Annotated in this window: 12 protein-coding genes; 8 read left to right on the forward strand and 4 right to left on the reverse strand. The window is 50.0% G+C overall.

Annotated features, from left to right (window positions below; genetic code table 11):
* The first annotated feature begins 134 nt into the window (after positions 1–134).
* A complete protein-coding gene (locus AC4IE8_RS18605; protein WP_490791693.1) occupies positions 135–2,144 on the forward strand; it encodes an ATP-dependent nuclease in 2,010 nt (669 codons plus the stop codon).
* 2 nt (positions 2,145–2,146) lie between these two features.
* On the forward strand, positions 2,147–4,030 hold the full coding sequence (locus AC4IE8_RS18610) for a UvrD-helicase domain-containing protein (protein ID WP_490791694.1): 1,884 nt from the start codon (positions 2,147–2,149) through the stop codon (positions 4,028–4,030).
* A gap of 124 nt (positions 4,031–4,154) precedes the next feature.
* On the opposite strand, the gene AC4IE8_RS18615 is transcribed toward AC4IE8_RS18610, so the two are convergent.
* From AC4IE8_RS18615 to AC4IE8_RS18630, 4 genes are all read right to left on the reverse strand, one after another.
* A complete protein-coding gene (locus AC4IE8_RS18615) occupies positions 4,155–7,313 on the reverse strand; it encodes a DEAD/DEAH box helicase (protein ID WP_490791695.1) in 3,159 nt (1,052 codons plus the stop codon).
* Positions 7,314–7,530: 217 nt separating this feature from the next.
* Positions 7,531–7,839, reverse strand: coding sequence for a hypothetical protein (locus tag AC4IE8_RS18620; RefSeq protein ID WP_490791696.1), 309 nt, complete (start codon positions 7,837–7,839; stop codon positions 7,531–7,533).
* A gap of 221 nt (positions 7,840–8,060) precedes the next feature.
* On the reverse strand, positions 8,061–8,228 hold the full coding sequence (locus AC4IE8_RS18625; RefSeq protein WP_490791697.1) for a hypothetical protein: 168 nt from the start codon (positions 8,226–8,228) through the stop codon (positions 8,061–8,063).
* A 27-nt stretch (positions 8,229–8,255) separates the two neighbouring features.
* Positions 8,256–9,041 carry a hypothetical protein gene (locus AC4IE8_RS18630; RefSeq protein ID WP_490791698.1) on the reverse strand — a complete coding sequence of 262 codons (786 nt, stop codon included), beginning with the start codon at positions 9,039–9,041 and terminating at the stop codon, positions 8,256–8,258.
* A gap of 315 nt (positions 9,042–9,356) precedes the next feature.
* On the opposite strand from AC4IE8_RS18630, the gene AC4IE8_RS18635 reads away from it, so the two are divergent.
* The 6 genes from AC4IE8_RS18635 (at position 9,357) to trbK (ending at position 14,322) form a co-directional block, all read left to right on the forward strand.
* A complete protein-coding gene (locus AC4IE8_RS18635; protein WP_490791699.1) occupies positions 9,357–10,226 on the forward strand; it encodes a replication protein RepA in 870 nt (289 codons plus the stop codon).
* 243 nt (positions 10,227–10,469) lie between these two features.
* On the forward strand, positions 10,470–10,811 hold the full coding sequence (locus AC4IE8_RS18640) for a TraK family protein (protein WP_490791700.1): 342 nt from the start codon (positions 10,470–10,472) through the stop codon (positions 10,809–10,811).
* A gap of 316 nt (positions 10,812–11,127) precedes the next feature.
* A complete protein-coding gene (traJ, locus tag AC4IE8_RS18645) occupies positions 11,128–11,493 on the forward strand; it encodes a conjugal transfer transcriptional regulator TraJ (RefSeq protein WP_490791701.1) in 366 nt (121 codons plus the stop codon).
* Positions 11,490–13,256, forward strand: a complete 1,767-nt coding sequence (gene traI / locus AC4IE8_RS18650) for a TraI/MobA(P) family conjugative relaxase (RefSeq protein ID WP_490791702.1) — start codon at positions 11,490–11,492, stop codon at positions 13,254–13,256. The genes traJ and traI overlap by 4 nt, the downstream gene beginning before the upstream one ends.
* A 19-nt stretch (positions 13,257–13,275) precedes the next feature.
* A complete protein-coding gene (gene trbJ, locus AC4IE8_RS18655) occupies positions 13,276–14,073 on the forward strand; it encodes a P-type conjugative transfer protein TrbJ (protein ID WP_490791703.1) in 798 nt (265 codons plus the stop codon).
* A gap of 12 nt (positions 14,074–14,085) precedes the next feature.
* Complete coding sequence (gene trbK / locus AC4IE8_RS18660; RefSeq protein ID WP_490791704.1) at positions 14,086–14,322, forward strand: entry exclusion lipoprotein TrbK; 237 nt, start codon at positions 14,086–14,088, stop codon at positions 14,320–14,322.
* Positions 14,323–14,331: the final 9 nt, after the last annotated feature.

Genomic DNA, 14,331 nt, shown 5'->3' on the forward strand with positions numbered 1-14,331 from the left:
ACTTTACGGAGAGCTATGAACGTGGCTGAGTTCGACCAAAAACGGATGGTCGGCATACTGTATCATGCTCGCTGAGCGCAAAAAATAACGAGTACGTCTCGGCTGCCACTCTGAGAGTGCGCAAGCATACCTTCTTGGACACATTAATTCGTGATTCCCTAATAGATGAGATCTCCGCCATGTTCATCGAACGTTTGATGCTTACCAATTTCCGATGTTTCGGACCCACACCGGTTAATATAGACCTGAGCTCAGATCTGACTACGTTTGTCGGTGCAAACGGTGTCGGAAAGACGGCAGTTATGCTAGCGCTGCAACGGCTCTTCGGTGTGACGGGTGAGCAACGCCGACTGCGTCGGCAGGATTTCCACATTCCTACGGCAGAACTTGTCTCCCCTCCTCAGCGGAGCTTCTCCCTCGAAGCGATTGTGGCATTTCCCGAACTCGATGACGAGGACGATATTGCACCCGCCATCCCAGAATTTTTCCATCAAATGGCGGCTGATGAGGCTGGCAAGCTGAAGTGTCGTCTGCACCTTGAGGCCACTTGGACTGACGACGGCTCACTCGACGGTGTGATCGAGCAAAAATACTGGGCTATCCGTACCTTTGGTGAATACACCGATGCAGATTGCACTGAACTCAAGGCCACGGATCGCGGAAGAATTCAGCTAATCTACGTCCCCGCGTCTCGAGACGCTGCATCACAGGTTAGTGCTTTCTTACGAGGCAGGCTTTGGCGCGCAATCAATTGGTCCCAGGGAGTTCGGGACACCTTTTCCGGGGCTGGAGGGGCGCTTAATGACGCCTTTTCAGCGGAACCAGCTGTCGATGTTATCGTCGCCGCTGTTACGCGCAGGTGGCAGGAGGTTCATACCGCTGGGACTGACTCAACCCCCCTATTCCGTCCGATCGATCTCAGATTCCAGGAGTTCATCCGTAAGGTCGAAGTCGTTTTCCACCCGGATGAGACTGGGCGCGAGCGTGCCCTAGAAGATCTCAGCGACGGCCAGCGTTCGTTATTTCATCTGGCAATGACGGCAGCGATTCTTGATGTCGAGGCTGGAATCGCAGCAGAGACGGCTCAGGGATTCCAGGAAGGGGGCATTCCGCTCCCAGCACTTACCCTGATCGCCGTCGAAGAACCCGAAAACAACCTAGCCCCCTTCTACCTTTCCCGCATTGTAGGCCAGATCGAGAATCTGACCGGCAATACGCGCGCCCAGGCAGTTCTCGCCAGCCACTCCCCAAGCATTCTGGCGAGGGTCGAGCCAAGTAACGTCCGTCATTTCAGGCTTGATGCAGCCGATAGGAGCTCGCGAGTCCGGGGTATCACCCTCCCGCCAGGAGACGAGGAGGCCTCCAAATATATTAGGGAAGCTGTGCGGACCTACCCCGAACTTTATTTCGCACGTTTTGTTGTACTGGGTGAAGGTGCGTCTGAAGAAGTGGTTTTACCTCGTCTCGGCGAAGCAATGGGCCTTGACATTGATCGCTCTTTTGTTGCTGTAGTGCCGCTCGGCGGTCGCCACGTAAACCACCTCTGGCGCCTGCTCACTGACCTCGATATTCCGCATGCAACATTGCTCGATCTGGATTGGGGAAGGGCCGGCGGCGGCTGGGGACGTATTAAGACTACCTGCACGCAACTTATTGAGAATGGCGTCGCACCTGAAGCCATTTTCAGTGGATTCCCCAATCCTCAAGACTCTGCAGCCAACTTAGCCACCTTTGACTCGTTATCTACAGAAGATAGTGTGAATATAGACAAGTGGTTAAAGTGGCTGCGCCAATTCAATGTCTTCTTCTGTGTGCCGCTTGACCTCGATTATTCCATGCTGAGGGCCTTTCAAGCGGCTTATCAGGTCATAGAGCCCGGCCGTCAGGGACCATCTCGTCAAGGCGATCCCCGTACCGCAATTCTCGGTGACGACGGATTACCGCACCTATACGGCCCCGATAAAGAGACTTTGCTGCGTTGGTATCGCTACCTCTTCCTTGGGCGAGGTAAACCGAGCACTCACGTTCGCGTGCTGAGTGCTCAAGACCCGGCTGTACTCGCCGCTGATGCGCCTGAGGAACTTCGTGCCCTCCTATCTACGATCTCCTCACGCCCGGCGCCACCGCCCCCTGTGGATGACTGAGCATGATATTTGTTCCTCCTAAAGACTGGCGTCCACGTGATATCGAGGATCTCGAACACAATGCTTGGAAGGCGCTCCGGCACTCGGAATCAACCTGTGTCGTCGCTGGCCCAGGTGCAGGAAAGACCGAGTTCCTGGCACAGCGTGCGGTTTATCTCCTGGAAACCGGGCTTTGTCGTCCGCCGTACCGTATACTCGCGATCTCCTTCAAGACTGATGCCGCCAGCAATCTCGCCGCACGTGTGCGTCAGCGCTGCCCTCCGGAGCTAGCTGAGAGGTTCGTATCGGTCACATTTGACGCCTTCACAAAAAGTCTCGTCGATAGGTTTTTGACTGCGATCCCACAGGTCTGGCGTCCAACGCGCCCCTATGATGTAGCCTTTCCGAAGCGACGGCAGGTTCAAGACTTCCTCACGACCTCACGCCTTAGTGCCCCTGTTGAATGGCAAGCCGCTATTGCTGGCTTGGGCGCATCGGATTTCGAATCGCGCTTCGTTGGCGGTTATCGCCTGCCGCTGGAACATCGACCTCCCATGACCGGCATCGAGTTCACTATTGGTCGATGGTGGTTCACTCAGTTGCCCGCGGGACAATGCTCATCCCTAACATTTGTCGGTCTTAACCGACTGGCAGAACTGCTACTTCGCTCGAATCCCCATATCCTCCGGGCACTTCAGGCCACTTACCCATTTGTATTTGTGGACGAATTCCAGGATACAACCTTCGCCCAATATGACTTCCTTCTATCGGCATTTGGAAGAGAGAATACAGTTATCACCGCAGTTGGCGATAACAAACAACGGATAATGACTTTTGCTGGTGCTCGCAAAGATGCTTTCCCTCGTTTTCAAGCCGATTTTGTTGCCGAGCTTATTCCGCTGCTCTTCAATTTCCGTTCGTCACCAGACTTGGTGGCGATCCAGCACGTTGTTGCGCGAGCACTTGATTCTAATGCCTCTGAGACCGTCGCACGTGCAACACGAAAGGTCGATGGTAATGTAGTGCAAGTCTGGTGCAGTCAGACGATCACTGCCGAGGCCACCCATCTGGCACATTGGCTTGCAAATGATATTGCAGTTCGTGGGCGCGAAGCTTGTGAATATGCACTGCTCGTCAAGCAAAAATCCGACGAGTATGAACGTGAACTCACAGGGTATTTTGCTGCCCAGGGCCTACGTATTCGGAACGAGAGCCACACCCTTGGGCGAACGACCCTTCAAGACCTTCTTTCCGATGAATTCTGCCACATAATGATCGCGATACTTCGGCTTGGTTCGGTCCGCCGCGCTCCTGCTGCTTGGCAATTGGCGTCGTCCTCTGTTCTGGCGCTTCGAACCGTTGCCCCCGATGATGATGTGGAACAGGCAAAGGTAGAGACCAACTTGACCGTATTTCTCAACTCGCTACGAGCCGATATGGCAGCAATCGTCCCTTCGCATGCCAGTGCTTACATGTTCGCCACGCGGGTACTTGAGTATCTAGATCAGGCGGCCGTCGCGCAAACCTATATCGAATACAGCACCGGCGACATACTAGAAATAATGATCGAGGCTTTCTATCTACATTTCCTTGAATCAAGCGAAGGCGCATCAGACTGGACCGCATGTCTAGATGCCTTTGAAGGCATTTCTCAGATCCCGATGATGACCGTTCATAAGAGCAAAGGCCTCGAATACGACACTATCGTATTTATTGGTCTCGATGACCAAGCATGGTGGGCACATACTCCTGGCGATCCAGAAGGCATTGCCGCTTTTTTCGTTGCGCTCTCACGTGCCAAGCAGCGCGCCATCTTTGCCTTTTGCCAAGAACGAGGTGAACGCAACAAGGTCGGTGAACTCTATCAACTTCTCACCAATGCAGGCGTGCCTGAGATCTTGATCTAAGTTAGTAGAAATTGCAGAACTGACTTCCAGTTCTATTTCAGACGCCGACACATGCCTCAAAGCGAATAGCTTTAACAGAGGCACAAAACCCAAGCTTCACAAACGAACCTTCGTATATGAAATACTAAACTGACATAGGTATCCGCGCTACAGGCAACTGATACTCCAGAGCTGAGCTTTGCTCACCATGAAAAAGGTAATTTGCCAAAAGTCCCGAAGGACGACTGCGCTTTTTGGTATCGAATATTCCCAAGTTCCCAAAAACGAGAAAGCTATCCTTAGCCCTGGATACTGCCACGTTCAGCATATTTGGCGTCCTATCGTAGAACGCACCACCAGTAAATGACTCTCCATAAGTCGGCGAGAAGATTACTATCTCTCGCTCTGCACCTTGCAAGGCATGAACGGTACCGACCGTCAATTTGCTATTTTTGCGTGTAAGATCTGGCATTTCCTTACGCAACTGCTTTGTAATGGTACCGGCTTGGGGTTTAAACGGTGTTACTATCCCCACCAACTTCCAAAGTGGCTTTTTGTTGCCGTCCTCATCGAGATAGTATTCCTCGATTTGGGCTCTGTTAGTCTTTAGCCATCTCACTATAGATGCAGCTTCTACGTGGTTACATCGACTTTTCCCAACCTTCTTATCTTGGCTCGTAACGTTCATGTACCCAAACGCCGGGAGAATACGTTTAACAGACTCTATACTGGGCCGCAAAGGATCGAGCCTTCCCGAGTAGATCAGCTTATTGCAATAACCGATCAACTCCGGTACACAGCGTCGATGTTCAACTAACATCAAACCACGCATATCTTCGAATTTTTGTACAACACAGCTTCGATTGGCAACTCGCATTAAATTGCCACTTGCGGGCGTATATCCACTTTCTGCTAGTGCGTCATAACGTGGATCATGTTTGCTTGAGATCAAATCAAATTTAACAGCATTGCATCTGTCAGTACCCTCTCCATTGTTCCACACAGGTTCAATTTGATAGATATCTCCCACCACAAGCGCACGCTTGGCAAGCGCGAACATCGCAGCACCAACATCAGGCGAAACTTGGCCTGCTTCGTCCACAATCAAGAGGTCTATAGTGTTCCAAAAAGGAATGCTCTCGCCCTGCCAAGCGGTGAAAAACGCAGGTGCCATGTGAAAGTTTGAAACAAGGCATGGGGAAAGCTTTGCGAACCGGCGGTATTTAGCTTCCTTGCTAGCACGCCCTTTTGTGTCGGTTTTACCTTGCTTTAAGCGATCTCGCATCTCAAGCAACCATTGCCCTGACCAATACCAATCCGCAGTACTGAACATTAGCGCTCGAATATCAGTGTCAAGTCGATCATTCAGAGCACTGAGTGATACATCGAGCATATTCTCATTACTGTCTTTTACGGCATCCTTCCATCGACAGAAAACGGCATCAATTTTTGACCAAGCCTGTTTTGCAATATGGAGACGCTGAAGCACCGTAGACTTGCACTTTTCTATATCAGCACGACGGGCTGCAACAACTGCCTGGTTGGAAGACTTGCAATCCAATGCAGACTTCCGGAGAAAGCGGAAATGTTCGGGAATACCATCATCTCTGTGTTGGCAATCAGCGGTTAGCGGATTGGTCATAAGAAAATTCCGATCACGTGCTATTCTGCGCCGACGTATTGATGATATAAACGAGAGAAAATCAAGCCACAGAGGCGAGTTTGCAAGATAGTCGTTCCATGCCATTTCGGCTCGATTAATCTCTTCACGCGCAGTTTCATAGTCGCTTTCGATCGTTTTCAACTCCGCATCACATTCCTTAATTGATTGATCCGCCTCTCTTATATTGGACTGCTCGGTTCCAATTACTGCCTGATAGCCATCAAGCAACTGCGTACAGGTAGATGACGCTCCAGCATCAATGTCTTGACCGGTTACCTCATATACTTCATAACGAACTTCAACAATGCGCTTAAGCATCTCATGGCAGCACTTCAAGCGATTTTGCAGAGCCTTAACGACATCAGAAACTGAAGTTTGTTTTTGACCAAAGAAACCCGATGCTTTATCAAGAAACAACTTCTCTGCCGACTCGACCTCTTCCAAGCTCTCATCCTCGGTAAATGGGTGGTTCTCGTCAGTAGTACAGGTTGGATGCGTGCTTTCACGTGATCCGGACGCCATGAACAATCCAAACCCACCAGTATAGGGGTGCCAACGCCTATGACCTGTCTCCGAACAAATTTTCTCAAAGCCATCCAATACATTTTCAACAGCTTTGACATTGGTTGATGTGACGACTATCAGTGGACATTTGGATTTCGTCAGCGCAGCATTTACCCACAATTGGGCTACCACACTCTGGAGCAATGTGGTCTTACCTGTGCCTGGCGGGCCATTGACAGCAAGCACTTGTCCCTCATTAAGACGAACTAGTTCCAACATCGACTCTCGCTGTGAAGGTGACAGGCAGTGCTTTCGATTGATATGTCCAACAGTGCTCGCATACCAGCGCTCTGCCTGCGGTACGCCCACTGGCTTTACAGACTCACGGTCAACGCACGTCTGTAAATTTTCTAGTAGTGGCAGCCTCGATTTATTTGCGATGATTCGATCATAGAGCCTGATAATATGCCTGGAAATAATGGGTGGGTCATAGGGAATCCCGTGCCACTCTGATACAACCTCATAATCATCAAGCGAAAACTCCGGAACGCTTTCGCTTGCATCTGATTCAGAAGGCAACAACGGCAACCTAGCATCCGTTACGGCCTCAAAAAGTTCACCTGCAATTCGCAATGTATCCGAAAAAGTAGTTGCTTTGCCGGGTAAATTACTTACATAGTTGTCATAGTCATCTAGATGCCCTAGCGCCACCGGCATTTGTGTCGGTTCCAGAATATCCCGAGGTATCCACGGATCTCGGTCAGGATCAGGCCACAAGCATGCTGAACGATCTAATAGGCAAGGAATACATATTGCCGTCAGGCCTTCATGGACGTCTCTAGCCTTGCGTTTAACACCATGACTTGCCAACTCAGACAATCGAGCTGCAATCAAAACGAAGGGTATTGTCCTTGCCGACTTTTCATCTGTTCGTGATTTATTACTGGCAGCAAACTGAGCTGACGTCCAAGCGGCCACATCTGGTTCAGCAAATGTGACTCTCCATACCCCTTCAGCATCACCTATCAATATAGGCTTGCTTTCTGCTGGTACTCGGGGATGGAGTAAATATACCTCTGCAAGCGCTGCCCGCCAATATGAAACCGGCACCTTTTCTACTTTGGTATCTTCTTTCATTCTTCCCTGCTTTTTCTGCCGAAAAAATGGCTAATCCATTGAATTATCTAGCACTTTTTCCACATAAGAGAGGCATGGGACAAAACAGTCCGATGCTAGCGATTCTAAAGAGCCACTAATTTTAGCGGCTAAAATTTATATGTCACTTTCGAAATTATGGATATTGGATAGCACCACCCTCACCACGCAACCATCAAGATGTGGTTACTTGGACGGGCTACTGCTGGAACAAACTAGGCATATCCTTATAAGCAGCCTGTAAAACAGGTTTTTGATTCATCACTAGGCGCTCAATCCACTCACTGGCGCTAATACCATCCTTTTTTGCGGCGTGTTTTATAATCGCCTTCGCACCTGTTGACAGTGTCAACGTAATCTGATCCGGCGCCGTGGGATCGAGCATTCTACGCTTTTGTTGAGCGCGGAGGCGGGACTCACGTTTCTTCGATCGTAAATACTCCCTTTTCTGCCTAACACGGTCGAGTTCATCTTGCTTAGAATGTTCCTCTTCTGCAGTGCCTGCCATAGCAATCCTCCCTAGTACGATATCCGTTGACAGTGTCAACATTATGGCCTATATGTTGACACTGTCAATTTGTTTGCGATGTTGGTGTATATGTACCAATATTCAGAAGGCACTATTTCAGCGGTATTCGTTCTTGATATGTGAAGCAAATTTTAGCGGCTAAAATTTAGCCGAGCACGTGGGGAATGTCAGAGATTTGAGGTAGGTTGTCACATTACAAACTACTGTTTCTCTTTTATGATCAGACTGCCTGATTCTTCAGCACGCCTTCGCTTGATTTCAGCTCGCATCCATGCGGACGAATCCTTTGCATCCTTCAATAGATTGTCAGCTTCTTCTGAAGTAAGCAGGCGTGGATATTTACAACTGTTTTGATCTTGCTTTTTCATAGGGGAAATTTCATAAAATTTTAGCGGCTAAAGCATCTCATCAAAACTTAGCTCTTCATTTAAGCCTTCGTTGTAGTTGTCAAAAGCGCTTTGTCGACTAATCAGAGGTATTACTTGGCTTGGTTTTTCTGAATGTGGGATCAACCTGTCTACAAAATTAGAACAATAGTCGAGAATTCCATAATCTCTAAGTATAATCAGGGCAAGTGACCCTTCCGTTAAGGATAGCTCAAGACAACACCCCAGTATCTCCTGATATTTCGCCGCCTCTCTTCTGAATTGCCCTAACCTAAACGCTGCGATCAGGGCAGCCATGTCATCCATATCGAGTAGCCCCTTTCCCGTCCTTGTTTTCTCCTCATAATATTCTGACATAGCTGTATAGTATATTTTGGTACTTTCGACTCTAGTAAAGTCACACAAATTATACCTGTCTGAATTCCATGCCTGGTGAACTTGTACGATTCCAGAAGTGGCTTTTGATACCCTCCATAACTCCTGTTCATCATCAGACCACAGTGCAGTCCATAGCGGCGCTTCCTCTGGGCCGATATAATAAATATCTGATGAGCCCTTTACTTTCTGCTCTACTCTCTTAAGTGTGCTTGCCCCAACATTTCTGTCCCCAGTTCTGTATCGGCTCCAGTTTTGTGCAAGCACCCCTGTCTTTCTTTCTAACAAGTGGACCTTTGATGTATCACTTTCTCCAAGCCACCCCGTAAATTTCTGCCCCCCGACATCATCCATCGCTACGACTGACGCAACGTAATGAGTCCATGCCTTTGTTCTTATTTCGTCATTTAGTTTAGCCACTCATTATCTCCTTGTTTTGTTTATAACCATGTTTTGGTTATGGACGAATATTCCTCGAAGAAATATAACACAAAAAACCGAACTTGAACGTAAATTGGCAGGTTGTTGCATGGACATAGAACGCTCACTAATAGATCGATACGGCCCTCTACTAACACTATACGATGTCGCACAAATCTTGAGGAGAAGCCCTGATGGCTTGCGCGTTTCACTATGCCGACAAAATGAAGTATCAGAAATACTGAATCCAGCAAAGAAAAAAATTGGTAAGCGCATCTACTTTCACACCTCTGCAGTTGCCGAGTTGATCAAGCCATGAAATCAGACATGATCTCGAAGCACATCATGCCTAGGGATAAGTTCATAAACGAGGTTCTGGCTATTGAAGCTTTGGCAGCCAAAGAAGCGGGTGCGATTGGATATATGGCCCGCGCATTGGTCCAGGCTACGTTGCCTCACAGAAAGCGCGACGGTGCAGAGTTCACGCGTAGGAATGGTGCTTTTACGCTCTCGCTATTAGCTCCATCTCATGTGGGATTACCCTACGGGTCGATTCCGCGATTACTCGTCTCCTGGGTGACGACAGAGGCCGTAAGGACTGGAGAACGCGAGCTGATCCTGGGTGACAACCTCAGCCAGTTCATGCGTGAGTTGGGCATGGTGCCTACCGGCGGGCGATGGGGCACAGTCACTCGTCTTAAGGAACAAATGCGGCGGCTTTTCGCATCGTCCATTATCTACACCGATAACAGTACGCACGGATTTTGCGTCAACACAAAACCAATAGCGGATACTGCACGGCTTTGGTGGGACCCAAAGAGACCGGAACAAGCAGCTCTTTGGGAATCTACACTCAAGCTGGGTGAGCAGTTTTTCGATGAGATCACCCGCAGCCCTGTCCCAATCGATTTAAGAGCCCTCAAGGCGCTTAAGCGGTCTCCCATGGCGCTGGATATATATTGCTGGCTTACCTACCGCTTGAGCTACCTCAGAAAGCCAACAGTCATCCCATGGGTTGCGTTACAGATACAGCTGGGAGCCGAATATGGACGGGCGAGGGATTTCAAGGCTGCATTCGTTTCGGCGTTGAGGAAAGTGCTCTGTATCTACGGAGCCAATGTGGAGGAGCATGGTAATGGATTACTCATCAAGCCATCTCGGACTCATATACCGCGCTGTGCATAACCCTGTTAAGAGGCGGAGTTATCCACGCATAAACGGTCGCGGGGTGTTCGCCAAGTTACGCATAAACGGTCGCGGGGTGTTCGCTAGGTTACGCATAAACGGTCGCGCCAACAGGCCGAATGCCCTGTCACAACGAGGGTCTCAAGGGTGCTCCTGTAGTTACCTGTATACATAAACCTGTAGTTGGAGTGCTCATTCTGTGGATAAGTATCAAAACGGATTGTTACGTCGATAGAGGAAATGATGAAAAGCCTATCAGAGAGAATCGGAGACCGAGCAAGGACAACCTCTTCTTGTACACCTCACGCGAATCGAGCCATCGTGCTCGCTCTGCGAGGTGACATCCAAGCTGCACTCAATGATGGCTGGTCTGTTCTAGCGATCTACCAGACTCTTCAAGACGAAGGTAAGGTCAATTTCAGTTACCAGGCGTTCCGCCGACATGTGAACCGTATCTTTTTCAACAATGCGGAATCAAGGCATGGATGCTATGGAACTACAAAGACCGCTCAAAATAGCTCGCAGCGAACGTCCGGCACGGGCTTTAGCTTCAATGCAAATCCGGATGAAGAGGATTTGTTTTGATGATCTCGATTCAATATCTATTTTTGCACTGCTACCGCACTGTAACACCACTGCTTGGCGTTCAAACTGCGTTCACTGTTTTCATTTCTCGGTCAATCACCGTACAACACAGATTGATGCGAGGAAATGGACGGAAATTCGATTTCCAACAGACCGGTAATGGACGTCGAACAGCGGGCAGGATGTGTGAAGTAGGCCCACCATGCAAGCATGATATCCCTCTTCACTTTGCCTTATTCGCACCTGAGGTGCTCAACGGACATCCTGCCCTGCGGGGCCAAAACACCATCAGCTGAAACATCAAGATAACAAGCCAATGATGAGCAAGATAACACGAAAAAACAGTCCCCTAATCAAGGTCTATTGCCTTCCTGATGAACGGGCAGAGATTGAGGCAAATGCCAGGATGGCCGGCCATAGCGTCTCTACCTACCTAAGACTGGTTGGTCAGGGATATCGAGTGCACGGCGTCGTTGACGCTGAACAGGTCCGCGAGCTGGTCCGCGTCAATGGCGACCTGGGCCGCTTGGGTGGATTGCTGAAACTCTGGCTGAATAATGACGCCAGGGTGGCAGACGTTAAGGTTAGTACCATCTTGGCCGTGCTGGATCGCATAAAGATGACTCAACACCAGATGAGCCATCTCATGGAGTCCATCCTTCGACCGAGGGCTGAACATTGATTACCAAGCACGTCCCTATGCGTTCCCTGGGCAAAAGCGATTTTGCCGGGCTGGTGGATTACATCACCGACGAACAGCGTAAGGAACACCGCCTGGGTGAGGTCCGTCTGACAAATTGCGAGGCGTGTTCTCTCCGGGATGCTATTAGCGAAGTACTGGCCACGCAGTTTGCAAACACCAGGGCGAAGAGCGACAAGACCTACCATCTGATCATCAGCTTTCGCGCCGGCGAACAGATCAACGCCAGTACCCTGGCGGCCATCGAAGATCATATTTGCAAGGGTCTGGGATTTGGCGAGCATCAACGTATTAGCGCCGTGCACCATGACACGGACAATCTCCACATCCATATCGCTATCAACAAAATTCATCCAATCAGGAACACCATTCACGAACCCTACTATCCGCACCATAAGCTGGCCGAACTGAGTCAGCACATTGAGCGCGACTACGGGTTACAGCAGGACAACCATACCCCGCGCCGGCGTGGAGCCGAGAGCCGGGCGTCAGACATGGAGCACCATGCCGGCGTTGAGAGTCTTATTGGCTGGATCAAGCGCGAATGTCTGGATGATATCAAGGAGGCACAGTCCTGGGAGGAGCTGCATCAGGTCATGCGTGATAACGGACTGGAGCTCAGGACGCGAGGTAATGGGCTGATTGTTGCGGCCAACGATGGGACAATGATCAAGGCAAGCACCTTGGGGCGTAACTTCTCCAAACCGAAACTGGAGGCTCGTTTCGGGCCTTACGAGCATAACCAGACTCAGAAGACAAAACCCTGCCGAAAGTACCGCAAAGACCCCATACGACTTCGTGTAAATACCACTGAGCTATATGCCCGTTACAAGGCTGAGCAGCAGGTCGTAGCGTCCAATAAGACGATGGCCCTGAGCAAAGCCAAACAAGGGAAGGATAGCCAAATCGCGTATGCCAAGACGAAAGGCAAGGCGCGACGTGCGGTCATCAAGCTCGCTGGAGGTGGTCGACTCACCAAGAAGCTCCTGTACACGCAAGCCAGCAGTTCCCTGAAAACTAAGATCGATAAAATCCAACAACACTACCGGGCAAAACGTCAGGCGATCCACGACACCCACCGCCGCCTTACCTGGGCCGACTGGTTGAAACAGAAGGCCCTTAAAGGAGACAAGCAAGCCCTGAATGCACTGCGGGCCAGGGAGGCCGCTCAGGGGCTCAAAGGGAACACCATTAAGGGCAGGGGTCGGGCAACGCCTGGTCTTACGCCGGTGATCGACAGCATCACCAAGAAGGGAACCATCATCTACCGCTCTGGAACGAGTGCTGTACGCGACGACGGCGACAAGCTGCAAGTCTCCCGCCAGGCGACCGGCCAAACTGTCGCAGCGGCCTTGAGGATGACCATGGAACGATATGGTAATCGTATCATCGTGAACGGCTCACCTGAATTCAAGGCCCAGGCGATCCAATCAGCGGTGGACTCCCAGCTTCCTATCACCTTCGCCGACCCGGGACTTGAGCAACGCCGGAAAGCCATGCAGAACAGCCAGACTGTGGCCAAGAGCAAGACGAAGGTCAAGCGACCAGGCATACCACTCATCAGCAAGCTGCCTCCTTCCCATCGACGGAACGGCTTGCGGACCTTGAGTCAGCTAGAAGTGATGCGCACCGGTGCTGTGAAAATAGAGCCAATACCGGATAAGCAAGAGCAACGCCGGGCCAAGATACAGGCTGAGCTAGCTGCCAAGAAGGCTAAACGGAACAACAAAGGACTAACACTGTAACGACAGGAGGGATACCAAAATGAGACACAAAATTTTAGCGGCTAAAAAAGGAGATCAATTCATGACTATGAAAAGAAAATTATTTGGCGTTATTACTGCTGTAATGCTTAGCATCACGAATGCCAATGCTGGCATACCGACATTTGACGGCCTAAATCTTATACAGAATGTTATGACTGTACTTGAGGAAACGGCACAGACGCTTAAACAGATTGATGAATACAGGACGCAATTACAACAGTATGAAAATATGCTGCAGAACACTATGCAGCCTGCTTACACCATTTGGACTGATGCACAAGTTACGATAAACAATCTGCGCGAAGCTATTGACACGCTCAACTACTATAAAACACAGCTCGGTAGCTTGGACGGTTATCTGGATAAGTTCGGTGATCTTGATTATTACGTTAATTCGCCGTGCTTCAATGGCAGTGATGATTGTACGCCAGAAGAGAGGGCTCTGCTTGAAGAAACCCGGTCACTCGGATATGAGTCTCAGCAGCGTGCAAACCGGGCGCTGTTTGAGGGCCTGGATCAACAGCAGGATGACATAGAGAACGATGCAAGGAGGCTACAAAGACTTCAAGTTGCTGCTGAAAGCGCAGAAGGGCAGTTAGAAGCAATTGGATACGCCAATCAGCTTGCCAGCCAGCAGGCGAATCAGCTCTTGCAAATTCGAGGCCTGTTGATGGCACAGCAGAACGCTGTAACCACCAGGATGCAGGCACAGACGGCGGAAGAAGCAAGGGGACGCGCCAGGTTCAAGCAAATTACCACCTGGACCTATAGCGCCAGTCCAACGGACGACTACTGATAAGGAGTTTGTATGAAAAAGTATCACCTATTTTTCGCACTTGCTGTTGTGTTGAGCGGTTGTTCTGAGAAAGCGCAACAAATGCCGGAGCCGACTCAGGCAACGTGCGAGCCACAAGCAATGAAACAAATTCTTTCTGACTTTAACGATACCCAGAAGAAATCATTTGTTGCCGCCTGCAAGTCGTGGCGACAGGCTAGAAATATGAAGGACTGGACTTACAAGCCCAGTGCTCCGGACAACTATTAGGAGCAGGGA

This window comes from Candidatus Thiodiazotropha sp. AKAK2 (assembly GCF_058244685.1).

Bases quoted from the DNA above. Each gene is read 5' to 3' on its own strand.
- traJ (WP_490791701.1), top strand. From the start codon at position 11,128: ATGATGAGCAAGATAACACGAAAAAACAGTCCCCTAATCAAGGTCTAT.
- trbJ (WP_490791703.1), top strand. From the start codon at position 13,276: ATGAGACACAAAATTTTAGCGGCTAAAAAAGGAGATCAATTCATGACT.
- AC4IE8_RS18640 (WP_490791700.1), top strand. From the start codon at position 10,470: ATGAAAAGCCTATCAGAGAGAATCGGAGACCGAGCAAGGACAACCTCT.
- trbK (WP_490791704.1), top strand. From the start codon at position 14,086: ATGAAAAAGTATCACCTATTTTTCGCACTTGCTGTTGTGTTGAGCGGT.
- AC4IE8_RS18615 (WP_490791695.1), bottom strand. From the start codon at position 7,313: ATGAAAGAAGATACCAAAGTAGAAAAGGTGCCGGTTTCATATTGGCGG.
- AC4IE8_RS18610 (WP_490791694.1), top strand. From the start codon at position 2,147: ATGATATTTGTTCCTCCTAAAGACTGGCGTCCACGTGATATCGAGGAT.
- AC4IE8_RS18635 (WP_490791699.1), top strand. From the start codon at position 9,357: ATGAAATCAGACATGATCTCGAAGCACATCATGCCTAGGGATAAGTTC.
- AC4IE8_RS18620 (WP_490791696.1), bottom strand. From the start codon at position 7,839: ATGGCAGGCACTGCAGAAGAGGAACATTCTAAGCAAGATGAACTCGAC.
- AC4IE8_RS18625 (WP_490791697.1), bottom strand. From the start codon at position 8,228: ATGAAAAAGCAAGATCAAAACAGTTGTAAATATCCACGCCTGCTTACT.